This window comes from Segatella sinensis (assembly GCF_040095255.1).
Lineage (GTDB): Bacteria > Bacteroidota > Bacteroidia > Bacteroidales > Bacteroidaceae > Prevotella > Prevotella sinensis.
Genome location: NZ_JBBNGE010000021.1, coordinates 1 through 26,008, shown reverse-complemented (window position 1 = coordinate 26,008; position 26,008 = coordinate 1). Strand labels below are relative to the sequence as shown.

Annotated in this window: 16 protein-coding genes and 1 tRNA gene; 11 read left to right on the top strand and 6 right to left on the bottom strand. The window is 45.1% G+C overall.

Annotated features, from left to right (window positions below):
* Nucleotides 1-17 precede the first annotated feature (17 nt).
* The 5 genes from AAAT87_RS07695 to AAAT87_RS07675 all read left to right on the top strand — a co-directional run bounded on the left by AAAT87_RS07695 (nucleotide 18) and on the right by AAAT87_RS07675 (nucleotide 6,440).
* Complete coding sequence (locus AAAT87_RS07695; RefSeq protein ID WP_293465189.1) at nucleotides 18-881, top strand: 3'-5' exonuclease; 864 nt, start codon at nucleotides 18-20, stop codon at nucleotides 879-881.
* 1 nt (nucleotide 882) lies between these two features.
* Entirely contained in the window at nucleotides 883-2,127 is a 1,245-nt protein-coding gene (coaBC, locus tag AAAT87_RS07690) for a bifunctional phosphopantothenoylcysteine decarboxylase/phosphopantothenate--cysteine ligase CoaBC (RefSeq protein WP_349226105.1), read from the top strand.
* Nucleotides 2,063-3,028, top strand: a complete 966-nt coding sequence (gene porD, locus AAAT87_RS07685; RefSeq protein ID WP_487250785.1) for a type IX secretion system protein PorD — start codon at nucleotides 2,063-2,065, stop codon at nucleotides 3,026-3,028. Before coaBC ends, porD begins: the two co-directional genes overlap by 65 nt.
* A 107-nt stretch (nucleotides 3,029-3,135) precedes the next feature.
* Nucleotides 3,136-4,794, top strand: a complete 1,659-nt coding sequence (gene recN / locus AAAT87_RS07680; protein WP_349226104.1) for a DNA repair protein RecN — start codon at nucleotides 3,136-3,138, stop codon at nucleotides 4,792-4,794.
* The gene (locus AAAT87_RS07675) at nucleotides 4,791-6,440 is read left to right on the top strand and encodes a tetratricopeptide repeat protein (RefSeq protein WP_349226103.1); all 1,650 of its coding nucleotides are present in this window, start codon (nucleotides 4,791-4,793) and stop codon (nucleotides 6,438-6,440) included. Before recN ends, AAAT87_RS07675 begins: the two co-directional genes overlap by 4 nt.
* A 340-nt stretch (nucleotides 6,441-6,780) precedes the next feature.
* Here AAAT87_RS07675 and AAAT87_RS07670 read toward each other — a convergent pair.
* Both AAAT87_RS07670 and AAAT87_RS07665 read right to left on the bottom strand, forming a co-directional pair.
* Nucleotides 6,781-6,855, bottom strand: a tRNA-Arg gene (locus tag AAAT87_RS07670).
* Nucleotides 6,856-7,047: 192 nt separating this feature from the next.
* Nucleotides 7,048-10,962, bottom strand: a complete 3,915-nt coding sequence (locus AAAT87_RS07665) for a glycoside hydrolase family 2 TIM barrel-domain containing protein (protein WP_349226102.1) — start codon at nucleotides 10,960-10,962, stop codon at nucleotides 7,048-7,050.
* 268 nt (nucleotides 10,963-11,230) lie between these two features.
* On the opposite strand from AAAT87_RS07665, the gene fucO reads away from it, so the two are divergent.
* The 3 genes from fucO to AAAT87_RS07650 all read left to right on the top strand — a co-directional run bounded on the left by fucO (nucleotide 11,231) and on the right by AAAT87_RS07650 (nucleotide 19,662).
* The gene (fucO, locus tag AAAT87_RS07660) at nucleotides 11,231-12,385 is read left to right on the top strand and encodes a lactaldehyde reductase (protein ID WP_296973231.1); all 1,155 of its coding nucleotides are present in this window, start codon (nucleotides 11,231-11,233) and stop codon (nucleotides 12,383-12,385) included.
* A 636-nt stretch (nucleotides 12,386-13,021) separates the two neighbouring features.
* Nucleotides 13,022-16,408 carry a helicase-related protein gene (locus AAAT87_RS07655; protein WP_349226101.1) on the top strand — a complete coding sequence of 1,129 codons (3,387 nt, stop codon included), beginning with the start codon at nucleotides 13,022-13,024 and terminating at the stop codon, nucleotides 16,406-16,408.
* An 11-nt stretch (nucleotides 16,409-16,419) separates the two neighbouring features.
* On the top strand, nucleotides 16,420-19,662 hold the full coding sequence (locus AAAT87_RS07650) for an Eco57I restriction-modification methylase domain-containing protein (RefSeq protein ID WP_349226100.1): 3,243 nt from the start codon (nucleotides 16,420-16,422) through the stop codon (nucleotides 19,660-19,662).
* Between the two features lie 91 nt (nucleotides 19,663-19,753).
* Here the strand turns inward: AAAT87_RS07650 and AAAT87_RS07645 are convergent, their stop codons facing one another.
* Nucleotides 19,754-19,891, bottom strand: coding sequence for a hypothetical protein (locus AAAT87_RS07645; RefSeq protein ID WP_287593056.1), 138 nt, complete (start codon nucleotides 19,889-19,891; stop codon nucleotides 19,754-19,756).
* A 58-nt stretch (nucleotides 19,892-19,949) separates the two neighbouring features.
* Nucleotides 19,950-20,129 (bottom strand): hypothetical protein, encoded by a 180-nt coding sequence (locus tag AAAT87_RS07640; RefSeq protein WP_119249099.1) that lies wholly within the window; start codon nucleotides 20,127-20,129, stop codon nucleotides 19,950-19,952.
* Between the two features lie 155 nt (nucleotides 20,130-20,284).
* On the opposite strand from AAAT87_RS07640, the gene AAAT87_RS07635 reads away from it, so the two are divergent.
* The gene (locus AAAT87_RS07635; RefSeq protein ID WP_349226099.1) at nucleotides 20,285-20,764 is read left to right on the top strand and encodes a hypothetical protein; all 480 of its coding nucleotides are present in this window, start codon (nucleotides 20,285-20,287) and stop codon (nucleotides 20,762-20,764) included.
* A gap of 289 nt (nucleotides 20,765-21,053) precedes the next feature.
* Here AAAT87_RS07635 and AAAT87_RS07630 read toward each other — a convergent pair whose 3' ends face one another.
* Both AAAT87_RS07630 and AAAT87_RS07625 read right to left on the bottom strand, forming a co-directional pair.
* Nucleotides 21,054-21,521 carry a lipocalin-like domain-containing protein gene (locus AAAT87_RS07630; protein ID WP_349226098.1) on the bottom strand — a complete coding sequence of 156 codons (468 nt, stop codon included), beginning with the start codon at nucleotides 21,519-21,521 and terminating at the stop codon, nucleotides 21,054-21,056.
* Nucleotides 21,522-21,542: 21 nt separating this feature from the next.
* Nucleotides 21,543-23,126 (bottom strand): capsule assembly Wzi family protein, encoded by a 1,584-nt coding sequence (locus AAAT87_RS07625; RefSeq protein ID WP_349226097.1) that lies wholly within the window; start codon nucleotides 23,124-23,126, stop codon nucleotides 21,543-21,545.
* 205 nt (nucleotides 23,127-23,331) lie between these two features.
* Here AAAT87_RS07625 and AAAT87_RS07620 point away from each other — a divergent pair, with 205 nt between their 5' ends.
* The gene (locus AAAT87_RS07620; RefSeq protein ID WP_349226096.1) at nucleotides 23,332-24,384 is read left to right on the top strand and encodes a chain-length determining protein; all 1,053 of its coding nucleotides are present in this window, start codon (nucleotides 23,332-23,334) and stop codon (nucleotides 24,382-24,384) included.
* Between the two features lie 3 nt (nucleotides 24,385-24,387).
* Nucleotides 24,388-25,929, top strand: coding sequence for an oligosaccharide flippase family protein (locus AAAT87_RS07615; RefSeq protein WP_349226095.1), 1,542 nt, complete (start codon nucleotides 24,388-24,390; stop codon nucleotides 25,927-25,929).
* Nucleotides 25,930-26,008 lie beyond the last annotated feature (79 nt).

Below are 26,008 nucleotides of genomic sequence, written 5' to 3'. Positions count from 1 at the left end.
AATAAATACTAGAAGTAATGAAATTAAATCTTACTAAGCCTCTGATCGTGTTCGACCTAGAGACTACCGGTCTTGACATGGTAAAAGACAGAATCATCCAGATCTCCTATATCAAGGTGTATCCAGATGGAACAGAGGTTCGTAAAAACCAGTTTGTCAATCCAGAGAAGCCAATCCCTGAAGAGGTGGTTGCTCTTACAGGTATCAGCAATGATGATGTGAAGGATGCACCAACCTTCAAGCAGTTGGCGGCTACCTTCAACCAGGAGTTCTCCGGTTGTGATTTTGCTGGCTATAACTCCAATCATTTCGATGTACCTATGCTTGCAGAGGAATTTCTGCGTGCAGGCATCGATTTCGATTTCTCTAAGTGTCGCCTCATTGATGCCCAGAACATCTTTATGAAGATGGAGCGTCGTAACCTGGCTGCTGCCTACAAGTTCTATTGCGGCAGAAAGATGGAGGAAGACTTCGAGGCACACCGTGCCGACCAGGATACCGAGGCTACCTATTGCGTACTGAAAGGCGAGCTGGACCGTTATGCCCCAGGTGTTCAGGAGGAAGCCGACCGTGTACTCAATAATGACATGGACGAGCTTGCTGAGTTCTCCAAGCGCAACGACAATGTAGATTTTGCCGGACGCATCGTTTGGCAGGAGTTGAAGGATGCCGACGGCAATGTGATACTCGACGAAAAGGGAGAGCCTCGCAAGCACGAGGTATTCAACTTCGGCAAGTACAAAGGATGGGATGTGGCAGAGATCCTGACCAAGGATCCTGGTTACTTCACCTGGGTATTGGGAAGCGATTTCACCAATAATACCAAGCAGGTACTCACCCGTATCCGTCTGCGCGAGTTCAACAAGAGAATGGGAAAATAATATGTTAAAAGGAAAGAAAATCGTATTGGGCATTACGGGGTCCATTGCAGCCTACAAGTCATGTCTTATCATCCGTGGACTCATCAAGAAGGGAGCTGAGGTACAGGTGGTCATTACGCCTGCCGGTAAAGAGTTCATTACCCCTATCACCCTCTCGGCGCTGACCCACAAGCCTGTGGTAAGCGAGTTCTTCTCACAGCGTGATGGTACCTGGAATTCGCACGTGGATCTCGGTCTCTGGGCGGATGCGATGGTCATTGCACCATGTACGGCATCTACCATGGGCAAGATGGCGCATGGTATTGCAGACAACATGCTCATCACCACCTATCTCTCCATGAAGGCACCAGTCTTCATTGCTCCTGCCATGGACCTTGATATGTACAAGCATCCTTCTACCCAGGCTAACATGAAAACCCTTCTCGGCTATGGTAACCATATCATCGAACCGGAAGTGGGTTTCCTTGCTTCTGGATTAGAGGGAAAGGGACGCATGGAGGAACCGGATGTCATCGTGGATTACCTGGATAGATACTTCAACATGATGGAGAGTGCCGATAAGGTTGCTGATGTAGAATCAGAGAACCAGAAGACTGCAGGGAAAGATCTCTGCGGTAAGAAGGTGATGATTACAGCGGGACCAACCTATGAGAAGATTGACCCTGTGCGCTTCATCGGCAATTATTCTTCAGGAAAGATGGGATTCGCACTTGCCGAAGAATGTCTTCGCCGTGGTGCGGATGTTACTTTGGTAGCAGGTCCTGTTTCATTAGACTGTAGTCCTGCTATCCACCGCATCAATGTGGAGAGCTGTGAGGAGATGTATCAGGCAGCCACAGCAGCCTTTGCTTCATCTGATGCAGCCATTCTCTGTGCAGCCGTAGCAGACTTCCGTCCTGCCAATGTAGCGGATAAGAAAATCAAGCGCGAAAAGGATGACCTGGAGTTGAAACTGGTGCCTACCCATGACATCGCAGCAGCTTTGGGACAGATGAAACAAAAGAATCAGCAAATCGTAGCTTTCGCCCTGGAAACCAACGATGAAGAGAGTAATGCACAGAAGAAGAGAGTGAAGAAAAACGCCGACTTCATCGTGCTCAACTCTACCCGTAATCCGGGCACTACTTTCGGCACTGATGACAATCAGATTACCATCATCTCTGAAAAGGGAAAGAAAGAATATGAAAAGAAACCGAAGACTGAGGTGGCTCACGACATCATTGACGAGCTGGCTCTCCTGTTTTAGTCCGGTATCTTTAGCTGGTGGCCTCCTGTGCTGCAGTCCTTTTATGATTTCAGCACAGGAGCTGCAAGCTAAGATTACCATCAACCATGCCCAGATCTCGGGTACGGAAAAAGGCGTATTCGACAATCTGCAACAGACCTTGCAGCAATTCGTCAACAATCGCCAATGGACTCATCTTCAGTTTCAGAAGAACGAACGCATCATCTGCAACTTCAATATCACCGTCACCAAGTATGACAGAGACCAGAATCTCTTTACCTGCAAGGCGCTGATACAGGCCAATCGCCCCGTCTTCAATTCGGCATACACCTCCACCTTATATAATAATGTGGACGATAACTTCACGTTTCGTTTTGCTGAATACGACCAGTTGGAGTTCAATGAGCAGCAGATAGACAATCAGCTTACAGCTCTCTTTGCCTATTATGCATATCTTATCATCGGCATCGATCTGGATAGTTTTGCACCCAAAGGTGGTGAAGACATCCTGCAGCGCTGCATGAATCTGACAAACAATGCCCAGAACCTGGATTATCCCGGATGGAAGGCTTTCTCTGATGACCGCAACCGATATGCCATCATCTCAGACTATCTGGATGGAGCGTTGGAACCCTTCAGACAGTTGCAGTATGACTACTATCGGAAAGGACTCGACGAGATGGCAAATAATGCGGAAAGAGGTCGTACAGAGATAACCGCAGCCCTGGAAACAGGACTGAAGAAGGCGAAGGAAAACCGCCCGCTCAGTTTGTTGCCACAGATATGGACCGATTTCAAGAAGGATGAACTTGCCAACATCTATCGCGGCAAGGGAACCCAAAAGGAAAAGGAGAGCATCTATGAACTCCTCTTCTCCATCAATCCTTCACAGAATAAATATTGGGATCAGATCAAGGAATAATCTTTCAGGAAGAAGTCATCATTCATAAAATCATCTTCCGGAACGGAAGCTTCTGAAAATCAGAATCAGCTTTCCCTTTATATCTTTAATTAAAAAGTAGAATAAATATGCTCAAGCAATTATATATCAAGAACTTCACGCTCATCGACGAGCTGAACATCTCTCTCTATCCTGGCTTCTCCGTCATCACGGGTGAGACAGGAGCAGGAAAGAGTATCATCCTCGGTGCCATCGGTCTGCTTCTGGGTAACCGTGCCGACAGCAAGGCGATCAAGGCAGGAAGAGACCGATGTGTGATAGAGGCTCACTTCGATCTCTCTAGATATGGTATGCAGAAATTCTTCGATGATCACGATATCGACTATGATGCCGATGATACAATCATCCGAAGAGAGTTGACTGCAGCCGGCAAGAGCCGTGCCTTCATCAATGACACCCCGGTGCCTCTCACCCGTATGAGAGAATTGGGAGAGCAACTCGTGGATATCCATTCGCAGCATCAGAACCTTCTTCTGCAGAAAGAAGACTTCCAGTTGAATGTGGTGGATATCATCGCTCAGGATGCCGACCAGCTCAAGGTTTACCAAAAGGAGTATTATGCCTATCGCAAAGCCAAGGAACTTCTGGAAGAACTGAAAGCCGAGATTGCCAAGAACCGTGAGAACGAGGAGTTTATGCGCTTCCAGTATAAAGAGCTGGATGATGCAAATCTGCAGGAAGGCGAATTGGAACAGCTGGAGCAGGAAGCAGAGACCCTGAGCCATTCGGAGGATATCAAGACCGCTCTCTACGAGGCAGACAGTGCGCTTTCAGGAGAAAACGACAGCATACTTGACAAACTGAAGAACGCCACTCATCAACTGGAAAATATATGTGATGTCTATCCAAGTATGGCTGATGTGACTGGCAGAATGCAGAGCAGCTATATCGAACTGAAGGACATCGCGCAGGAAATCAGCAGTAGTGTAGATCACGTGGAATTCGATCCTAACCGATTGGATGCCATCAATACCCGTCTGGACAAGCTCTACACCCTGCAGCAGAAGTTCCATGTGGAAACGGTAACAGAACTTATCGCTACCCGTGACCGCATAGCAGAACAGCTTGCACATATCGATAATGGCGATGAAGACATCGAAGAGAAGGAAAAAGAAGTTGCTGCTCTCCTTGCCAAGGCTGAAAAGCAAGCTGCCCTACTCACTTCTATCCGTCAGAAATCAGCAAAGGCCATCGAAAAAGAGATGAAGGGCAGACTCATCCCGCTGGGCATTCCGAATGTGAGATTCGAGATTGCCTTCGCAGAAAAGCCTCTGTCAGGAAATGGTGCCGATAAGGTCAGCTTCCTCTTCAGTGCCAACAAGAGTACCCAGCTACAGCCTGTCAGTCAGGTTGCTTCGGGTGGTGAGATTGCCCGTGTGATGCTCTCGCTGAAGGCAATGATCAGTGGAGCCGTGAAGTTGCCAACCATCATCTTTGATGAAATTGATACCGGTGTAAGCGGAAAGATAGCAGAAAAGATGGCAGATATCATGGAAGAGATGGGACTCCAGAACCGACAGGTACTTTCCATCACTCATCTGCCACAGATTGCTGCCAAGGGTAGCCATCATTACAAGGTATTGAAGGAGGAAACCGAGAACGGAACCATCTCGCACATGAAAGAGCTCAACAGCCAGAAACGCATTGAGGAAATTGCCCAAATGCTCAGTGGCAGTGATATCACGCAGGCAGCTCTTGCCAATGCCAAAGAATTATTGAGAATATGAAAAGAATAAATATGATACTGATGGGACTGATGCTGGGTGCATCATCCCTCTTCGCTCAGCCAGGCTCTGTACAGAAAGCCGCCAAGAGTGTATTTACACTCACCACCTTCAACAAGGATGGTAACATCATCTCTTCTACACAAGGTGTATTTATTGATAACAAGGGAACGGCTATCGGTACCTTCAAACCGTTTATCGGTGCTGTAAAGGCTACCATCGTGGATGTCAGCGGAAAGTCGATGGACGTGGATGCCATCCTCGGAGCCGATGAACTTTACGATGTGGCCAAGTTCAGAGTATTGGGTAATACCACGGCTGCCAACATTGCTACGGCAGAATCACCTGCAGGCAGCAAGGTTTGGCTCGTTCCTTATTCTATCAAGAAGTCACCTTTCCAGCAGGAGGATATCGCAAGCGTTGAGAAGTTTAAGGAAACTTACAATTACTACATCTTCTCCAACACCGTACCGGACAATGCAGTGGGTTGCCCATTCGTCAACAAAAGCGGACAGGTGATTGGTATCATGCATAGCAACGGTCAGGTAACTGCCATTGATGCCAACTATGCCAAGGAGTTGAAGGTGACGGGTCTTTCTACACTGGATGCAGCCCTTCGCCAAACAGGCATCCGTACTGCTCTTCCTGATACCGAACAGGAGGCGATTACGATGATGACGCTCAATAAGTCTCAAGTGTCCCGCGACATCTATGACAAGTATGCAGATGAGTTTATGGCAAAGTTCCCTGCTTCAGCATTCGGCTATAAGGAAAAAGCAACTCTTCTTGTAGATAAGAACGAGTTTGCCGAGGCAGCCAAATGTATGGAAGATGGAATCAAAAAATCTTCAGCCAAGGATGAAGCCCACTCCAATTATTCTGATGTCATCTATCAGAAACTGATTTATAAGGGTGATTCTGCCTATACAGCCTGGACTTACGACAAGGCGATAGAAGAGGCACAGAAGGCATACGCCATCAATGCCAATCCTGTATATCAGCATCAGGAAGCACGCATCATCTTTACCAAGGGTAATTATCAGAAGGCATACGATATGTTCATCGCCCTGACCAAGACTTCAGTCAAGAATCCGGAAATCTTCCTGGAGGCAGCTCAGGCTAAGATTCAGCTCAAGGCTCCAGCTACAGAAATCAAGGTCTTGCTGGACAGTGCAGTCAATGAGGCTAAGAACTCGGGCACCATGGCTGGTCCTTACTATCTGGCTCGTGGTGATTTCCAGGCAGAACAGGGAGAGTATCGCAGTGCTATAGCCGACTACAATATGTATGATTCGATTGTCCGTCCTGTTAATCCTGCATTTTTCTATGCAAGATACAAGGCTGAGACCAAGTTGCGCATGTGGCAGCCAGCGCTGATTGATATTGCCCGTACCTGCTATCTCGCTCCTAACGAGCCTACTTATTTTGCAGAATGGGCTAGTCTTGACTTACGTGTGAAGCGATATGCAGAAGGCATCAGTGCAGCCAAGCATTGCATAGAGATTGCTCCAGAATATGCCGATGGCTATCTCCTCCTCGGTTTGCTCCAGATGGAGAACAAGCAGAAGGAAGAGGCTCGCAAGAACCTGGAAAAAGCAAAGGAACTGGGAGATACCCGTGCAGAGGGTTATCTCAAGAAACTGAAATAATCAGATTAATTGAAATAACCGGATTAATTGAAATAACAAAATTGAAGGTAGTAATAATTGCACTTTCAAACGCCCTGAAAGGGCAAAAGCTCATAGCCCAGGGTAACACCCTGGGTTTTTTGTTGTTTTAGCTCTGCGCCCTGTAAGGGCAAAAGCTTTCAAGTACCAATCAATACACAAAGCTTTTGCCCTTACAGGGCGCCTTGCTGACTGCTACTATACCCAGGGCGTTGCCCTGGGCTATGAGCTTTTGGGCCTTCAGCCCGTTCTTAGGCCACAAGCGTATTTGGCTGTTATATAAAACAAAAAGTGGATTAACCTTTCGATTAATCCACTTTTGTGATTCCGTTGGGGTTCGAACCCAAGACCCACAGCTTAGAAGGCTGTTGCTCTAATCCAACTGAGCTACGGAACCAACACAGCTATTTTTCATTAGCGAGTGCAAAGGTAATACTTTTTTGCGAAACTACCAAATTTTCCTGCATCTTTTTTACAATAAAACCGAATATTATGCAACTTTTCACCTTCTATGAATTGAAAAGTGCATAATATTCGGTATTCCTCATTCTTTTATGCATCAAAAAGAATGAATATCATCTTCTACTTATTATTCAGTAATCAGTGTAAACTCTGAACCAGAAGCGTAATCCTGACCATTCTGCTCATTCAATGCACGCAGACGGAAGTAGCGAGCCTTGACAGGCTTGTTCAACATCACCTTCTGCAGCTTGGCTGTCTTCTCAAAATGACCCTTCAGGATTGGCTCACCCCAAGTCTTATTGTCGTTGCTGACGTAGATTTCATAATCCTTGATGCAACCATTCAGAGAACCATCCTGGCGTGCCAGATAAGTAAAGCCCTTGATGACCTTCTGCTTGCCAGCATCGAAGTCAACCCAGTGAGGATACTTCGCCAATGTAATGGAATACATCGTATGCCAGAATGTAGAAGGATCGCCATCTACCAAGTAGGCTGCATCACCCTCGTCTGGCTCCTGGCTGGAAGCAAAGGCAATCTGAAGACCGGATGTCTGCTGATTCTGCTGCATCTTCTTCATCATCTCCTTCACCATCTCACGACCGGTAGCTGAAACCTTCACGATATTTCCAAGCTCTGACTTCATCGCAGGACGGATGATGAATCCGAATGTGGTAGGAGTACTGCGTACCTGATCTGGCGTCAAAGGACCACCCTGCCCACAGCTGGCACCGCCCAATCCTGTAACCTTTGCATCGAGGTGCAAGTGAGTACCGCTGCTCTTTGGCAACTGATATGGATGTGCTGCCAAAGTCAACTCCTGCTGACTCCAAGGCAATGCTGAGGCAGACATAGTACTGTCAGAGATGAATACTACACCCTGCTGGCTGTCGTTGGTAACAGCACACCAACGAACCTCCTCGCGGTTGCCCTGTGCCTGTGGCTTAGGAAGCATGATGCCCTGTTCTGCAACCGGACTGTGGTACCAACCGATAAACTGGCTGGTCTTGCGGTCGTTGTAGTTATTGACAGGCCCGCGTCCATAATAATCATACTGGTTCAACTCGCCTGGCAATACCATGGAATAGCCGATACGAGGCAAGATGACCTTGGAACGGTTAGCACCGATGGCACTCTGCATCTCGATAGAACCATCCTTATAGATAGTATAAATCTGGCGTGAAATGAACTTCAGGTCAGTATCTGTCAAGGCATGCTTGTTCTTCTCGAAGTTATAGCAAGACTCTGGGTCACGGTCGCGGTTGCTGTAATTCACATCGCATCCCTCCTTACCCTGACTCTCTACAGTAAAGTCGAGCTGGTAAGTACCATCCTTCTTGGCTGTATAGTTCCAGTTTTTCACTACATGCTGCAGGTCGTACAGACCATTCTTGAACCATGCATTGTGGTATCCGATACCGGCATCGTTGTCAGTAGGAGCACGATATGCATCGAGCTTAGGACCATTGCCATCCTTGATGATATCCTGGCTGCCATACTTCAGGCTATAGATAGCACCGGTATTCAGGTCGAATGCCACCTGGAAGTTGCCACCATTGATATTGGCACGCTTAGCCGCCTTATCTACCGAAAGCTTCATCGCCTTACCGTTCTTGGCAACAGTAGCGATAGAAGGAGCAGCAACATCAGCGCCCTTCACTCTCAACTGCTCTTCCATCTGAGGATAACCCTTGGCAGCCCACGGCATATCCTTACCCAGAAGGAACTGGACTGTTACGAAGTACTCGCTCTTTGGATCGAGGCTTGCATAATCGTATGGCAAGGTATAGAAGCCCTTTTCGCGAGGCCCCACGATATTCTTGGCACCTTGCAATGGCTGATTCTTAGAAATGCAGACGCCATCCTTATAGAGAGACCATACAATCTGATAATTCTTGAGAGGCTCGAAGTAGTTCTTGTTAAAGATTTCAATCTGTCCCTGCTTCATATCTACAGCCTTCACGCCTACATTCTGATAAACCTTCTTTACCTCATAGTACTGAGCCTTAGGTGAGAAGTCTGGGCGAAGGATACCATTCATGCAGAACATACCATCGTTTGGCTTGTTGTCCTTACCGAAGTCACCACCGTATGCCCAGTAGGTCTGTCCGGTTACAGGATCCTGCTTGTTAAGAGCCTGATCAACCCAGTCCCAAATAGCTCCACCCATGAAGAAGTTGGTGCTCTCGATGGCATCCCAGTAATCTATCAGGTTACCGCAGGCATTACCCATAGAGTGAGCATACTCAGAGATGTGGAACGGATACTTCAGCTTGTACTTGCCCTGTACGGCTCCCTGAACCCAGGCGATGGAAGGATACTGGTTAGAACCCATATCCACGATATCATTGTTGCGCTCATACTGAACTGGGCGGCTGGTATCATAAGCCTTGATGGCATTATAGCAATCTACGAAAGTCTTGCCAGGACCAGCCTCGTTACCTAAACTCCAGATTACTACAGAAGGATGATTCACGGTAGCGTGTACCATCTCCATGTTTCTGGCGATATGAGCGTTGCGGAACTCAGGTACATGAGAAAGACTCTGCTTGCCATAGTAGTACTCATGGCTCTCGAGGTTAGCTTCATCCTCCAGATAGATACCATACTTATCGCAGAGATAATACCAGTAAGGTGCATCAGGATAGTGGCAGTTGCGCACATGGTTGATATTGCCACGCTTCATCAGGAAGATTTCGTTCTCCATCTGCTCACGGGTAGCAGTATGACCTAACAGCGTATTGTTTTCATGACGGTTGACACCCTTCAGCTTGATAGGCTGTCCGTTGAGATAGTAATATCTTCCAGCCAATCCGAACTCATCCTTCTCGGCAGGAGTCTCCTTGATTTCCACCTTTCTGAAGCCAACGATGGTAGAGAAGGTCTGAACCGTTCTGCCCTTGGCATCCTTCAATTCTCCTACCAATGTATAACGGTAAGGAGCTTCTGCACTCCAGAGCTTCACCTTGTTGGCAGCATCGAGCGTAGTTTCCAGAACAATTTCGCCCTTGGAATTCAGTTTTCCTACGAGAGGAGTAGAAGCTGTAACGCCTTCCATCAGATCATTGTCGTCGGAATAGAGACGGTTGGCATAGAGTGAATACTGCAAGGTATAACCCTTGATGGCCTTCTTGGAAAGGTTCTGCAACTGGGCAGAGATATGCAAGGTGGCATGGCTGTAGGTTTCATCCAAGTCAGGAATAGCCTTGATGTCTCTTACCTGAACCTGTGGCTTGGCAACCAAAGCCACGGTGCGGAAGATACCAGGCAAGCGGAACATATCCTGACTCTCCAGGAAAGAACCGTCTGAATGGCGATAAACCTCTACTGCTACCGTATTCTCCTCACCCTCCTTATTAAGATAAGGTGTAATGTCGAATTCAGCCAGGTTGCGTGAGTTCTTGGAGAATCCCACATACTTACCATTTATATATAGGTAGAAGAATGAATCTACACCATCGAAGTTGAGATAGATCTGCTGACCTTTCCAATCTGCAGGTACAGAGAAAGTTCTGCGATAAGACCCCACCTCATTGCGGTTGCGATAGGTCATCCAGTTGGCAGGAGGTGTACGCATCACTCCACCCTTCCAGTCGTTCATCGGCTGCCAGGAGTGCTGGAAGATGACACGCTGGTTAGAATAGAGCGGATCTCCATACTTGTTGTTTTCATCTTTCTGCAGTCCAGCCAAATTCCAGTTCATAGGCACCTTGATATCGTCCCACTGAGAGACATCATAGTCTGTACGGTAGAAATCCTTAGGCCGCTTATCAGGATTTGGAGCCCAATGGAACTTCCATAATCCATCGAGAGATTTCCAGTAAGAACTGTTCTCTGGTAAAACCTTTCTCGCCTCTTCGACATTGCGGAACGAGAAGAACCAAGCATGTGGCTGCTGCTTGTTGACAGCTACGGAATCAGGACTTTGCCACTCCCACCCCGTAGGCGCAGCCTGCTGATTGTAGAAGTAGCCTCCTAAAGTGCCATCTGCCCATGCTGATGAGCAAATGAGTCCGGTTAAAAGTAATAAATAAGTTTTCTTCATAAGTTGATGTTATAGTTTCTAATTATATTCTTTGCAAAGTTACGCTTTTATTTTGAAAGAGCAAAATAGTAGAAGAGAAAAAGCGAGAAAATACCCGATTTTTTGAGATAAGCCTTTAATCTTTGCCCTACCCGATGATTTTTTGCACGAAAAACTTGGCGGAATCACAGAAAAGCTGTATCTTTGTCGCATATAAACAATCTAATGGCAATATAGATATACTAAATATATTATTAATTAATAAATTCAATCTTAAACAAAGACATTTATGGTAAACAGATTCATTCTTAATGAAGTTTCCTATTTCGGTCCAGGTGCCCGCAAGGAGCTTCCTGCAGTAATCGCTAGTCGTGGTTGGAAAAAAGCTTTGGTTGTAACAGACAAGGGCTTGATGAAATTTGGCGTTGCCAAGATGGTACTCGACGTATTGGACGGGGCTGACATCGCTTACGAGGTATTTGATGACGTAAAGCCAAACCCAACTGTTTCTAATGTTACTGCAGGTATTGAGGCTTGCAAGAATGCTGAGGCAGACTTCATCATCGCTATCGGTGGTGGCAGTTCTATGGATACAGCAAAGGGTATCGGCGTGGTTGTTACCAACCCAGAGTTTGCCGACATCGTTTCTCTGGAGGGTGTTGCTCCTACCAAGAACAAGTGCTTGCCTATCGTAGCTCTTCCTACTACTGCTGGTACCGCAGCAGAGACAACCATCAACTATGTGATTATCGACGAGAAGCGCCAGCAGAAGATGGTATGCGTGGATCCTAACGATATTCCTGCCGTTGCTATCGTAGATGCAGAGCTGATGTACTCTTTACCAAAGGGTCTCACTGCAGCTACTGGTATGGATGCGATGACTCACGCTATCGAGGGCTTGATTACCAAGGCTGCTTGGGAGATGAGTGATATGTTCGAGCTCAAGGCTATCGAGATGATTCATAAGTACCTGCCTATCGCTGTGAATGATCCTACCAATCCAGAGGGACGCAACGGTATGGCTGTAGCTCAGTATATTGCCGGTATGGCATTCTCTAATGTTGGTTTGGGCGTTGACCATGGTATGGCTCACCCTATGAGTGCCCTTCATGACGTTCCTCACGGAGTAGCTTGTGCTATCCTGCTTCCTACCGTGATGCGTTTCAATATGGAGGTAAGTGTTCCTAAGTATGTACAGATTGCCAAGGTTGTTGGTGTTTATAAGGATGGTATGACCGATCAGGAGGCAGCAGAGGCAGCATGCAATGCTATCGAGGAGTTGTCTAAGTTGGTAGGTATCCCACAGCATCTCAGCGAATTGGGCATCACAGAGGCTGATATCCCTGCCCTTGCTGAGCAGGCATTCACCGATGTATGTACTCCAGGTAACCCTCGCGAGGTTTCTAAGGAGGATATCATCGCCTTGTATCACAAGATCTTGTAATATAGGCTAAAAATAAGATCATACTTTAATATTTTAATCGCTCTGAAAGGAACAAGCATAATTAATGCTTCACCTTTCAGGGCGATTTTTTTATTCATTTACCCCCTCATCTGATGATCTACGTGTTAACAATTAAATAGCATAAATAAAATTTCATTAGAAAAAAAAACACTTTTATTTGGAAAACGCAGAGGAAAAAGGAAGAAAAATGAGATTATTTTTTTGTCAATCCAAGATTTTGTTGTACCTTTGTGCCCAAGTATGGCGAGGCAAATGCCAAACCTGCTCTATTTTCGTGGGTTAACGATTAGATTCGTATCGATTCGACTGGAAGTTCTAAACAGAATAGCTCCTACCAAAGCAAAATTCAAACTACGAACGTACAGTATGAGACGGTGCGCCATGATATGGCGTACCCTCATCTCTTGTATTTCGTAGTTGGGCCATCTGTGGTAGGAGCAGCCTTGTTTAGGAATACAACGAGATGACGGGTACGCTCTTTTTATTTCCCCTAGAAAAAGACATTTTGAGAATTTACAGATTTCAGTAACAAGATTTAAAGCTCCTACCAATTATGCAAACAAATCTAAAGATTGAAACTGCTAGAGATTGTTGTACCCTATAAACAGCAATCACATGGCTCGTATCTATGACAACCTGGAAACCAAATTCACCGATGGGCTCCAGGGCATTATTTCCAACGTGGGCGTAAAGCGCGTTGACTTCTGCGTAGGTTACTTCAACCTGCGCGGCTGGAACCTTATTGTCAATGAGGTTGACCAGCTATCCGGTGATTTCGTATATGAACAGAATGACCGCATATTCCGCACCTGCCGACTCCTTATAGGCATGCACCGACCTGATGAAGACCTCGTCCGAAGTCTCTATTCCGGTAAGAAACAACTGCCCGATTCCGAGTATGTGCAGAAATGCAGAATAGCCATTGCCCGAGACTTCAAGAAGCAGCTCCTGCTGGGACTCCCATCGAAAAACGATGAATGGACACTCCGCCGAATCTCCGCGCAGATGAAGGAAGAGAAAGTATGCGTCAGGCTCTATCTTCGAGAGCCCTTGCATGCCAAACTCTATCTCGCATACCGACCAGACGACAACTTCAACCCCATCCAGGCCATCATGGGTAGCAGTAACCTCACCTACTCCGGATTAACCCGACAGGGAGAGCTGAATGCAGAGTTTGCCGATAGCGACAGCGCTGAAAAACTGTCAGAATGGTTTGATGCAAGATGGAACGACAAGTTCTGCATCGACATCACCAGCGAACTGATAGATACCATCGACAACAGTTGGGCAGGCGAAGAAGATATTCCACCTTATTATATTTATCTCAAGACGGTGTATCATCTCAGTCAGGAAGCACGTTCGGGCATCAAGGAGTTTACGCTTCCGCCCGAATTCCGCAACACCCTTTTCGATTTCCAGCAGAATGCGGTGAAGATTGCAGCCAAGCATCTTAACAACGACAAGCAAAACGGAGCCATGATAGGCGATGTGGTGGGTTTGGGAAAGACCATCACCGCCTGCGCCATCGCCAAAATCTACGAGATGACCTACGCCAGCAGCACCCTCATCATCTGTCCAGCCAACCTGCAGGACATGTGGGCAAAATACAAGCAGAAATACGATCTCAAAGCAGACATCGTCTCGATGCAGAAACCCATTGATGTGGAGAACACCTGGAACTACCGACTGATTATCGTAGACGAAAGCCATAACTTGCGCAACAGCAGCGGAAAGCGATATCACAACATCCAGGAATTGATTCATAAACTGGATTGCAAAACCCTGCTGCTTACCGCTACTCCATATAACAAGGATTTCTCCGACCTGGCCAACCAGCTGAAGCTTTTCCTGAGCGACGACCAGGACCTTGGCATCCGTCCAGAAGCTTACATCCAAAGTCTGGGCGGCGAACGAGAGTTTCAACGCAAGCATAGCGACATCCACATCCGCAGCATCAAGTCGTTTGAACAAAGCGATAAGACAGATGATTGGAGCGAACTGATGAAGCTCTTCCTGGTTCGCCGCACCCGCACCTTCATTAAGGATAACTTTGCCTTAACCGACGAGAGCAATGGTCGGAAATACCTGCAGTTCCCGGATGGAAGCAAGTCGTACTTCCCCGACCGCATACCGAAAGCCCTGAAGTTCAAGACACAACAGGGCGACCAGTATAGCCGCCTCTATTCAGAAAAAATGGTAGCGATGATGGAAGAACTGCTGCTGCCACGCTATGGGCTTACCAAATATCTGAATGAAGCCAAGGCAGAAGAAGCATCCCGAGCCGAGAAACAGCTCATCGAGAACCTCTCGAAAGCAGGTCAGCGCATCATGGGATTCAGCAAGAGCACCTTCTTCAAGCGAATGGACAGCAGCGGTTTCGCCTTCCTGCTCACTCTGAAGCGCCACATCCTGCGCAACGCCATCTTCCTCTATGCCATCGATAACAAGCTCAATCTGCCCATCGGCGACGAGAACTCCCTACCCGATGATTTCGTGGAAGATGAAGATGCCAACGGAATGTTTGATACGGATGATGATAACCAGGACAGCGATGACCTCATCATCCCTACCGAAATGGAATACTACGAGCAGAAAGCCAAGAAACACTATGAACTGCTGATGCAGAAGAATAATGTAAACTGGCTCAACAGCAAGTACTTCAAGCGAACACTCAAGCAGAATCTCAAGAAGGATTGCCAATGCATCATCAAGATGATTCAGCTCTGCGGACAATGGAAAACGAAGGAAGACCAGAAACTCAACGAACTGTACAAGCTCGTAACAGAGACCTATCCGAAAGATAAGATCGTGCTCTTCACCCAGTATTCCGACACCGCCAAGTATCTCTGCCGCCAACTCCGCAAGAAGAATGTGGAGCAGATAGACATCGCTACGGGCGACAGCAAGAACACCACCAGCATCGTGGAGCATTTCTCACCAGTAAGCAACGAGAAGAGCTATCCTGCCGACCAGCAGAGCCGAATCCTCATCGCCACCGATGTATTGAGCGAAGGTCAGAACCTGCAGGATGCGCATATCATCATCAACTACGACCTGCCATGGGCGATTATCCGACTCATTCAGAGAGCCGGACGTGTGGACCGTATCGGACAGCAGAGCGACCACATCGTCTGTTATTCCTTCTTCCCTGCCGATGGTGTAGAACAGGTTATCAAGCTGCGCAAGCGCCTGAACGACCGCATCAACGAGGCTGCCAACGTAGTGGGAAGCGACGAGGTGTTCTTCGAGGGCAACGAGCAAAACCTGCGAGATATGTATAATGAAAAAAGCGGCTCGCTCGACGATGTGGACGACAACGATGTGGATCTGGCTTCACAGGCATACCAGATATGGAAGAATGCCACCGATGCCAAACCCGAACTGAAACGTATCATCCCACACCTGAGCAACATGATCAATGCCACCAAGGCTACTACTGACAGGCTGAACGATGGCGTTATCACCTACGCCCAGACACGCAGCGGATTCGATGTGCTCTCCTGGTACAACAGCAAAGGCGAAATCGTGAGCCAGTCGCAGAAGCGCATCCTCCAGGCCATGGAATGCGATGCCGACGAGCCGAATGTGGAACCAGCCGACCATCATTACGACCTGGTAAAGAAAGCCATAGACAACATCGGCGACGAGAACACGCATGTGGGCGGCATTCTGGGCAGCAGATTCAGTACCCGCTACAAGATCATCCAGCGATTGGAGCGATATTACGAAAAGCCTGTAGATCTCTTCTTCTCCGATGAGAACAAGGAAGAGCTGAAATATGCCATCAACGACATCTACAACTATCCGCTCCAGGAAACCGCTAAGTTTAATCTAGGCAGAATGATGCGACAGAACAACGTAAGCAACGACGACCTGGTGGAGTATGTGTTCGACATGCGCAAAAATAACCAACTCTGCATCATCGACGAAGATACCAACTCCAACAAAGAGCCTAAAATCATCTGTTCGATGGGTTTGAGATGGAGTGAATCACATTCATAATAATTCAAGACATGACAAGAAAAGAATTCAATCAATATATACAGGAAGCCAGTTTCCAAGAACTGTTCGTCACAGAAATGGGATGGAACAACCCCAAGGGCATGACCGATATCCTAGTGCCCCATATCGACGACATAGACTACGAGATGGAGGCCATTGCCGAGCGCAATGGTTTCCAGATACTTACCTGCCTGGTAGAGAAGATACCGACAGCCTCTACCTGCAAGAAGATAGACATCAAGCTACGCCAGCAAGCCCACGATTACATCTGCATCTACATAGAGCAGCAGGGCTTCCATCACCAGTGGGTTGCCCCGGTAAACAAAGTGGAAAAGCGCGACATCGTAACCATCGAGTATGCCAGCGTTGCCCAGGCAGAGTTTCTTTACACCAAAATTCCCGACCTGAGCTTCGATCTTAACGAAGACACCACCATCATGGATGTGAAGCAGCGCATCCAGGGAGCCTTCATGGTGAATTCAGAGAAGATAACCAAGGATTTCTACGCAGGATTCAAGAAAGAGCATACCCAGTTTGTGAAATATATCACAGGCATCAACGACGAGATAGCCGACGACAAGAAGAATAAGGAGAAGCAATGGTATGCATCCGTGATGCTCAACCGCCTTATGTTCTGTTATTTTATCCAGAAGAAAGGTTTCCTGGATATGAACGAGAACTATCTGCGCGACAAGCTCAGCATGGTGCAGCGAGAGCGTGGCGAGAACGAATTCTTTCAGTCATTCTACAAGGGTTTCCTGATACACCTCTTCCATGAAGGACTGAATGGGCACCAGCGTAACGAGGCATTTCTCAGCAAATATGGCCGCATACCCTATCTGAACGGAGGCATGTTCGATTTTCACGACATCGAAAAGATGTTTAAGGATATTGACATCGATGACGAGGCATTCCTTCACCTCTTCGATTTCTTCGATAAATGGCGCTGGCATCTGGATACCCGCATCACGGCATCGGGAAAAGACATCAACCCCGACGTGCTGGGCTACATTTTTGAGCAATACATCAACGACCGTGCCCAGATGGGAGCCTACTACACCAAGGAAGACATTACGGAATACATAGGCAAGAACTGCATCCTGCCCTTCCTTTTCGACAGCGTAAAGAAGACCACCTCTGAGAAGGATTTCAAGGAAAAGGGATACATCTGGCAAACCTTGCAGCAGAGCGGCGACAAATACATCTATGATGCCGTGAAGCACGGATATACTGCAGATTGGCTCTCGCTCATCCCGGGCGAGATAGCAGAAGGTGTGGATACCACCCAGCCTCAACTTCTGGAGCGCAGAAGTCATTGGAACGAGCGCACTCCAGAGCCATTCAATCTGCCTACGGAGATATGGCGAGAAACCATCGAGCGATTCCAGCGTTGCGATGATTTGCTGCAGAAGATTACTGTTGGCGAGATTCACGAAATCAACGATTTCATCACCTATAATCTCGATATCCGTCAGTTTACATACGATTTATTGTTACATACGGAAGATCATCTCTTGGTAGAGCATTTCTATCATGCCATGCAGCACGTTTCTATCCTTGACCCTACCTGCGGCAGTGGCGCCTTCCTGTTTGCAGCTATGAATATCCTGGAACCGTTGTATGAGATCTGCATCACCCGCATGGAGGAGTTCCACCAAAAGAACGAGAAGTTATTCGTTGCTGAACTTGAAGAGATTAGTAAGAAGTATCGCAGTAACATTCAGTACTTTATCTATAAGAGTATCATTCTCCGCAACCTCTATGGCGTAGATATCATGGAAGAGGCTGTAGAGATTGCCAAGCTCCGCCTGTTCCTGAAAATGGTGGCGGTAGTGGAAGTAAATCCAAGACTCGATAATCTCGGTCTGGATCCGTTACCGGATATCGACTTCAACATTCGTTGCGGCAACACTTTGGTGGGATATGCTACGGAAAAAGAATTGGATAATGACTTGAATTATGGCGACATGTTTGCCAAGCAGGAATTCAAGGACAAGGTAGAATTGGAGATGGAGGTTGTGGCTCGTGCCTACGAACAGTTCAAGGACCTTCAGCTTACTTCGCAGGAGGAGGCAAGCGAGTTTAAGGAGTCTAAAATGCAGCTCAAGGCAAAGCTTTCAGAACTTAATGACTTGCTGAATCATAAGCTTTTTTCTTCAATGGTATCGGATGCCAGCATTTCGTATGAAGAATGGCTCTCCAGCCACCAGCCTTTCCATTGGCTGGCGGAATATTATCATATCATGCATAGCAATGGTGGCTTTGATGTTATCATTGGCAATCCACCATATGTGGAAACAAGAAAGATTTATTACTCTTTAGAGGGATATAAAAATAGATATTCTAACTTATATGCATATTGCATTGAAAGATTCTATAATTTAATTGCACAAGCTTCAAGATGTAGTCTCATTGTGCCAATGAGTCTTACATCAATACGTGACTATGAATTATTAAGAATGTATGTTATCAATCAATATAATACAATATACATCACAAATCATGCGATAAGACCAAGATCGCTGTTTGAAGGTGTTTCACAACGTGTCTCTATTTGTCACTTTTCGAATTCAAACAAAACAAATGTGTTTACGACCAAGTATTTAAGAACCAATAATAGTGCAACCCTATTCAAAACTTTAAAATTTGAACAAGCTATTATTGATACGGGCAGAGAGCATTTGATTCCTAAAATAGGAAGTGGATTACATAAAAATATTTGGAAAAAGCTTCATTCAAAGAAAAAAGATATCAATAGTGTTATATCAAGTGATGGGGTACAATTATATTATAAGGATTATGGAGAAACGTATTGGATTTTCCCCTTTAATTTTATCCCATACTTAACACCCGTAAAATCATATAAGATGGTTTATTGTGAATGCAAATACTCAAATCAAGTCTTCCAAATTTTAAATTCATCTCTATTTTATGTATTTTACTCGACTATATCTGATTGTTGGCACTTTGGAAGTTGGCACATCAATGAGTATCCTGTGTCTATCAAGGAAGTTGAACACCTTGAAAAAGATATTATATCTGTGTCATACAAAGAGAATAGAATAACGAGATATGATAGCAGGGCAAATGGGGATATTTATGAATATCATATCAGCAAATCCAAACCCATCATCGACGAAATCGATAAGCTTCTGGCGAAGCATTACGGCTTTACAGAAGAAGAGCTCGACTTCATCATCAACTACGACATTAAGTATCGTATGGGCGATGAGCTGAACAAGGACGAGGAATAAGACGAAGACTCCCTGTTGCTGATGCTACTTGGCAAGTATCGGCAACAGGGAATTTTCATTCAATTGTTTTATCCTTCAGAATTATAGAAATCTAGCAAGGGCGTACAGAAACTACCTTTGCCACATGTCCCTCAGGAATTCCTGGTACTACTATCGAATAGCTAACAGGATATTTCTTTTCAAACTCCTCAATAGGAAGAACGAATACTTTTAATTTCTTTTTCTTCATAATTTACTCCTTTCTTATCTTATTTACTTATTTATTAGTTACATCAATAATGCAAACATTATGCTATCTTAAAATATTTAGACTGTCCAAAGAATATTCTGCCCAAATTATCCTTGATGGAAATAACCAATCCCATAAAAGGATTGTGCTCTACATCAATAACCTGGCCCTCAATCCAGTCTGTCAAACCTGTCAAAGAAGGATTTACCTTCATCATATCTCCTAATTTTGGTTCCATGACAATCTGTTTTAAATATTTATTTTGTGCAAAAATACACAGAAGTTTTCAAAATACCAAATATTTCCAGACAAATCTGCAAAAAGGTTATTGTTTTCTTTGATTTTCAGAGAATTATTCGTATTTTTGCATCGTTATAGATATAAAATCTTTATATGCCAGAGATACTATCCCATATAGGAAACCTAGACTTGCTGAAACGTCCAAAGACAGCGTTTCTCTGTTCCAGCAAGACCACAAGCCGAGACATCCTAAAAAGTTTCGACTGGGCAACAAGCGTGCCTAAAGATTCCTGCATCATCAGCGGATTTCAGACAAAACTGGAAAAGGACGTACTGCAACTTCTCCTGAAACGGCACATCCCTATCATCATTGTGTTGGCCAGAAAAATGTATAAGGAACTACCTGTCGAAATGCAATCAGCCATCAACAGCGACGAAGCCCTCGTTCTCTCCCTCTCCCATCTTCCCCGCAACTCCAAGCAAAGTGCACGAGTGAGAAACAAATATATCATCAACATAGCTGACAAAGTAGTATTTGGAGCTTTAGATACTTCTAGTTCACTTGCAAACCTAACGAAAGATGCAGAAGGAATAGGTTCTTGTACCATTAGCAAGCGTAATAATCAATCGTAAAAAGCAACGGAAGTTGTCGGAACATATAGGAGAAGTTGCCGGAAAGATTAATATCTGTTTTCGGGAAAGTTAATATCTCCAGCCGCACAACAGCTGTTGTGCGCTTGCATAACAGCTGATATGCGCTTGCACAACACGTGTTGTGCAAGCGAAAACCAACTGCTGTGCACCAACTTATCCAGTCTTTTCCTTTCTCGTATAATCGGACAAAACTCCTTTCACCATTAAGCTTCTGATAATCAGAAAGTATTAATGAGTGTGAAAGGAGAATTGAATTACGAATTTGTTTTTAGAATTTGGTGAAGTATAGCCTCAACATCTTAGAGCGGAGCATCATTTTATCGCCCTTGAGCTTCTCTTTGTAGAAAGCTTCTCGCAGATTGTTGATGCCGTAGCTTCTGATGCTGTCATTCACAACGGTTGCAGGAATATCACCACCATTTTCTCCATGATCCTGATGCCAGTTGTTCTTGTAAGGCGAATGCAGGATCAGACTGTCACCAGTCTGTTCGAATCGGAAATAATAGCCACGGAAGCTGTACATATTCGTGGCGGTAATACTGGCACAAGATATCAGCTTATGCTGCACTCCCCAGAAAACTCGTTCCCTGGAAAGGTCGAGATAGTTGCCCGTAGCCAACGTATCTACCCGTTCCAGATGCCAGAATCCATCAAAATCTCCATTATCGCTCGTCTCGATGGTACAGGAATTCACTACCAAACAGATAGCTGCTATCAAATATATTATTCTTTTCATTATCTTTTCTCTTTCATAAAGTTAGAACTTGACGATACCTTGTCTTGTCAGGGTAATCTGGAATCCTCTATTGTGTCCCAACATCTCTGTACTGCCGAAATCCATTCCGTAAGCAGCCTTTACCGTATATCTTCTCAAGAAGTGGTAGCTGCCTTCTGCCATGAAGCTTACATTATGATGCTTCTTGGTAAATGGCAGGACATAGGTTCCCCATCCCTTCTGATAGGAGGCGAGTACACGATAGCCGAATTTATCGGAAGGCTGACCATCGAATCCCAGGTGATAGGCGATGAAACGGTTATCCTTCACCTCAATCTTGCCATCGGTATTATAGATTGGCGAACGATAGAGCGGATTACCCATTACCTGTCCCCAATGCTGCCAGCCAGTATAGTTACTATGATTGTAATAATTGTCCATTCCAGCCAAATGATCAGGAATATTCACTGTATGATCATGGTTATATGGTCCACTCTGATATTTGGTATGGATATACTCCAATACAATATTACGAATCCATCTGCCATATTTGATATTCAGTTCCGCACCCAGCATCATGTCCTGGAGGGAATACATAAAGAAGCGATGGCTTTTCTTGCTCTGCCACTCCTTTCCTTCGCCATAACCATTATAATCAAGCATAAACATCTGACTGTCATCCTCGAAGAAATGATCTGCATAAATGCCCAACTTCCAGGTATCAGCATTATAGTTGATGCGCATGAGCCAAGACCCCAACTGGTTGCCGGCAATATTGGCATACTGACCTTCACCATCATCTTGTCCGCCAGGAATAAAAGCATGCCACATTCCCTTTAATCCACCTTCTGTAGCCTTGCATTTGAGTCCGCCATTTCCATCATAGGTGTATGGCTTGCCACCAAACTGTGCTGCCATTTCCAAGCCCAATTCTACACTCAAAGGGCAGAATGCGGCATCGTTTCCAATTCGCAGATAGCCAGCCTTGCTATGATAGAGCACACCTTCCGAATACTTGGATTTGCGCTGGGTGAAATCATGCTGCCAGTTTTCATCGGTGAATTTACCAAAAGCTATATGTCCCTTGAGTTGAACCCAATGATTAAGAATAGGTAGCGTCCAATATTCCGGCAAGGCTAATCTTACCTGCGGTACAGGTCGAGCGTTAATGCCCAGCGTCTGGCTACCACTGGAAAGCGTCTGGTTCTTCAATTCCATCGGATATTCTTTAGCACCCACGCTGAGCACACCATGCAGCCATCTTACTTCCGCAAAAGCCTGCTGCACAATAAACCTGCTGGTAAAATGAGTGGGCAATACCAAATCTACACCATAACCTACTCCCCATCTGCGCTGATTATCTGTGGATAGAGGTCGTATCAAACTACCTCTCAGATAGGCATTCGCCTCTTTCAGAGAACTTAAACCATACCGATTGGCATTGAGCCAAAGTGGTGTTTTGCCCTTTGAAAAAGTAGCCTGCATATCTATTCGGTATTCCAGGGCACTATCGAGTCTTAATTTTGTAGGTTCCGCATCTTCCTGCCAACAATATTGTGCCATCACTGATTGCGGACACGCTACGGTGAGGAGGCAAAGCGAAACTAAACAGAAAACTTTCTTCATATCAATGTTTTATCTATAAAACTGCATAAACACTCATTTTATTGTAGTTTTTGCAGTTACTTTAACATTCCTTACGAAAAGTCGGGCTATAAACCTGGTTTGGAAAGATAAAATACGCCAAAATACAATAATTCTACAATACATGCGTTACATTATATAAGATATAAGAATTAGATTAGTAAGTTTTTTGTAAACAAGATAAACAATGGAAAATAAAGAAGAACATCTCAAACAAATAGATGTGTTGGCAATAGCCAAGGAGATGAAGAAGCATAAGAAACAGTATCTTATCGCTCTTCCTGTCACCTTCGTACTTTCTTGCCTGCTCATCCTCTGTGTGCCAAGGTATTATACAAGTACGGCAAAATTGGCTCCGGAAATATCAAGCTTCAGTTCGAGTTCATTAGGTGATATTGCCTCTTCATTCGGCTTCGATATAGGAGGAAACTCTGCAAACGGAGATGCCATTTTCCCGGAACTCTACCCTGAGCTGATAGAATCCAACGACTTTATGGTCGGTATGTTTGATGTCAAGGTGAAATCTAAGGATGGAAGTATCAATACTACCTATTATGATTACCTTGCCAATCATCATAAATATCCTTGGTGGATGACAGGAATTCAAACTGTAAGAAAATGGTTTGCTGAACCAGATACAACAGTGGTAAAGAGCAAGAAGGCAAATCCTTTTCTATTAACCAAGCAACAGGATGAGATTGTCAAGCTGATGATGGATAATATCAAGTGTAATATTGATAAGAAGAACTATGTGATTTCTATCTCCGTAGAAGATCAGGATCCTCTGATATGTGCAACCCTTGCTGATACGGTTCAGGCGAAGCTTCAGGATTTCATCACCGACTATCGTACAAAGAAAGCAAAGAAAGACTTAGAGTACTACAAGAAGTTGAGCAGTGATGCCAAGTCAAAATATGAGCGCATCAGACAGCAATATGGCAGTTATTCAGATGCCAACCAGGATGTGGTATTGGAAAGTTACCGCCTGAAAGCCAACGATATGGAGAATGAGATGCAGTTGCTTTACAACACATACACGAGTCTTCAGGCTCAGGTGCAGCAGGCTCAGGCAAAACTTCTGATGCAGACTCCAGCCTTTACTACCCTGCAGAGTGCATCTGTGCCATTGAAGCCGGCAGGACCTAAGAGAATGCTGTTTGTTCTCGGAATGACCGTTTTGGTTTTCTTAATTATCTCAATTTATTCAACAAGAAAGATTATTTTTGGAGAAATGGAATAAATCATGTCAGAAAGACACAAAGACATATCCAACAATTCTAAGCGAATAGCCACCAACACTCTGGTTCTATTCGCTAGAATGCTTGTGCTCACCTTTGTCAATCTCTATACTGTTCGTCTCGTATTGGCAGGATTGGGAACAGAAGACTATGGTATATTCAATGCCATCGCAGGAGTTGTAACGGCAAGTACCTGTATCAGTAGCGTTCTTGCACTGTCAACCCAACGCTTCTATTCTTATGCCATAGGCAAAAGAGAAACGGAACGGTTGCAAGAGATTTTCTCGGTGAGCCTGAATATCTGCCTCTTGATGTCAGTCTGCTTCATTCTTCTCTTTGAGATAGTGGGACCATGGCTGGTTTCTACTCTACTCACCATTCCACAGAGTCGTATGGAAGCTGCACTGCTACTCTTGCAGTTTTCCTTATTCTCCTTCATATTCACACTACTCCAGATACCATTCATCGGAGCCATCTTTGCCCATGAAAATATGGGCTATTATGCTTTGGTATCAACCTTCGATTGTATCGTAAAACTTCTCATAGCTTATGGCTTGGGGAGAACCGGTAATGATAATCTAGTATATTATGGAGCAGCATTGATGATAGAGTCACTTGTCGTGATGATTATCTATATGACAATAGCAAGGAGAAAATATGCTGAATGCCAATATGCCATTGTAAGGGAAAAAGTGCTTTATAAAGAACTCTTTTCATTTTCGGGCTGGTCTTTTTATGGTGCATTGGCAGGTGTAGGTATGACACAGGGTAGTTCTGTTATCCTTAACGTATTCTTCGGTCCGTTAATCAATGCAGCCTTTGGTATTGCCAATCAAATATACAATGCTATCAATACGCTGACGAATTGTATTGTGGTTGCATTTCGGCCTGCCATGATCAAATCATATTCGTCACAGGAAAATGGATATCTAGATCAGCTATTCTATGCAAACAGCAAGGCGATACTCTATTTGCTGGCGATGGTTATCATTCCCTTCATCTTTGAGGCTGAGACTTTACTTACTCTCTGGTTGGGGAACTGTACTGCTACGATGATTTTGTATGCCCGACTCTATGCGGTTTACACCCTGTTTCTGGCATTGCATAATCCTATCACTACTATTATACAGGCAACCGGTAATATCCGTAAATACACTATGTATGTAGAAAGCATAACTATCTTGTGCTTACCCTTCAACTGGTGTCTCTTCTTGTTGGGTTTTCCGCCCTATTTTCTGTTTTTCACCATGATAGGTCTCTGCATTTTGGCTCACATCATCAGATTGTTCATGTTGAGATCATGCGTTCCATCCTTTACGTTTAAGACTTATCTTGCGAGATTGGCTTTTCCTGGTATCATCATCTTAGGAATGACAGTCCTGATGGTATATGGGGTAGAGTTTCTGGATATAAATAAGTTGATCAGACTCATCTTGTCGTTTCTGGTTTCCGCAGTAAGTACATCTATCCTATTATATGTATTTGGTGTTTCTAAAAAGGAAAGGAATCTGATTAGAGAGTTTGTCTATAGAAGAATAAAATTATAAAGCCTCAAATCCGCAACCTATAGGGTTTCGTGAGAATTTACTTGTAAAACGACCAAAATTCTTTTATTGTACATATTCC

Excerpts from the sequence above, each read along its gene's own strand:
- AAAT87_RS07695 (WP_293465189.1), top strand. The coding sequence starts at position 18 with ATGAAATTAAATCTTACTAAGCCTCTGATCGTGTTCGACCTAGAGACT.
- coaBC (WP_349226105.1), top strand. The coding sequence starts at position 883 with ATGTTAAAAGGAAAGAAAATCGTATTGGGCATTACGGGGTCCATTGCA.
- porD (WP_487250785.1), top strand. The coding sequence starts at position 2,063 with ATGAAAAGAAACCGAAGACTGAGGTGGCTCACGACATCATTGACGAGC.
- recN (WP_349226104.1), top strand. The coding sequence starts at position 3,136 with ATGCTCAAGCAATTATATATCAAGAACTTCACGCTCATCGACGAGCTG.
- AAAT87_RS07675 (WP_349226103.1), top strand. The coding sequence starts at position 4,791 with ATGAAAAGAATAAATATGATACTGATGGGACTGATGCTGGGTGCATCA.
- AAAT87_RS07665 (WP_349226102.1), bottom strand. The coding sequence starts at position 10,962 with ATGAAGAAAACTTATTTATTACTTTTAACCGGACTCATTTGCTCATCA.
- fucO (WP_296973231.1), top strand. The coding sequence starts at position 11,231 with ATGGTAAACAGATTCATTCTTAATGAAGTTTCCTATTTCGGTCCAGGT.
- AAAT87_RS07655 (WP_349226101.1), top strand. The coding sequence starts at position 13,022 with ATGGCTCGTATCTATGACAACCTGGAAACCAAATTCACCGATGGGCTC.
- AAAT87_RS07650 (WP_349226100.1), top strand. The coding sequence starts at position 16,420 with ATGACAAGAAAAGAATTCAATCAATATATACAGGAAGCCAGTTTCCAA.
- AAAT87_RS07645 (WP_287593056.1), bottom strand. The coding sequence starts at position 19,891 with ATGAAGAAAAAGAAATTAAAAGTATTCGTTCTTCCTATTGAGGAGTTT.
- AAAT87_RS07640 (WP_119249099.1), bottom strand. The coding sequence starts at position 20,129 with ATGGAACCAAAATTAGGAGATATGATGAAGGTAAATCCTTCTTTGACA.
- AAAT87_RS07635 (WP_349226099.1), top strand. The coding sequence starts at position 20,285 with ATGCCAGAGATACTATCCCATATAGGAAACCTAGACTTGCTGAAACGT.
- AAAT87_RS07630 (WP_349226098.1), bottom strand. The coding sequence starts at position 21,521 with ATGAAAAGAATAATATATTTGATAGCAGCTATCTGTTTGGTAGTGAAT.
- AAAT87_RS07625 (WP_349226097.1), bottom strand. The coding sequence starts at position 23,126 with ATGAAGAAAGTTTTCTGTTTAGTTTCGCTTTGCCTCCTCACCGTAGCG.
- AAAT87_RS07620 (WP_349226096.1), top strand. The coding sequence starts at position 23,332 with ATGGAAAATAAAGAAGAACATCTCAAACAAATAGATGTGTTGGCAATA.
- AAAT87_RS07615 (WP_349226095.1), top strand. The coding sequence starts at position 24,388 with ATGTCAGAAAGACACAAAGACATATCCAACAATTCTAAGCGAATAGCC.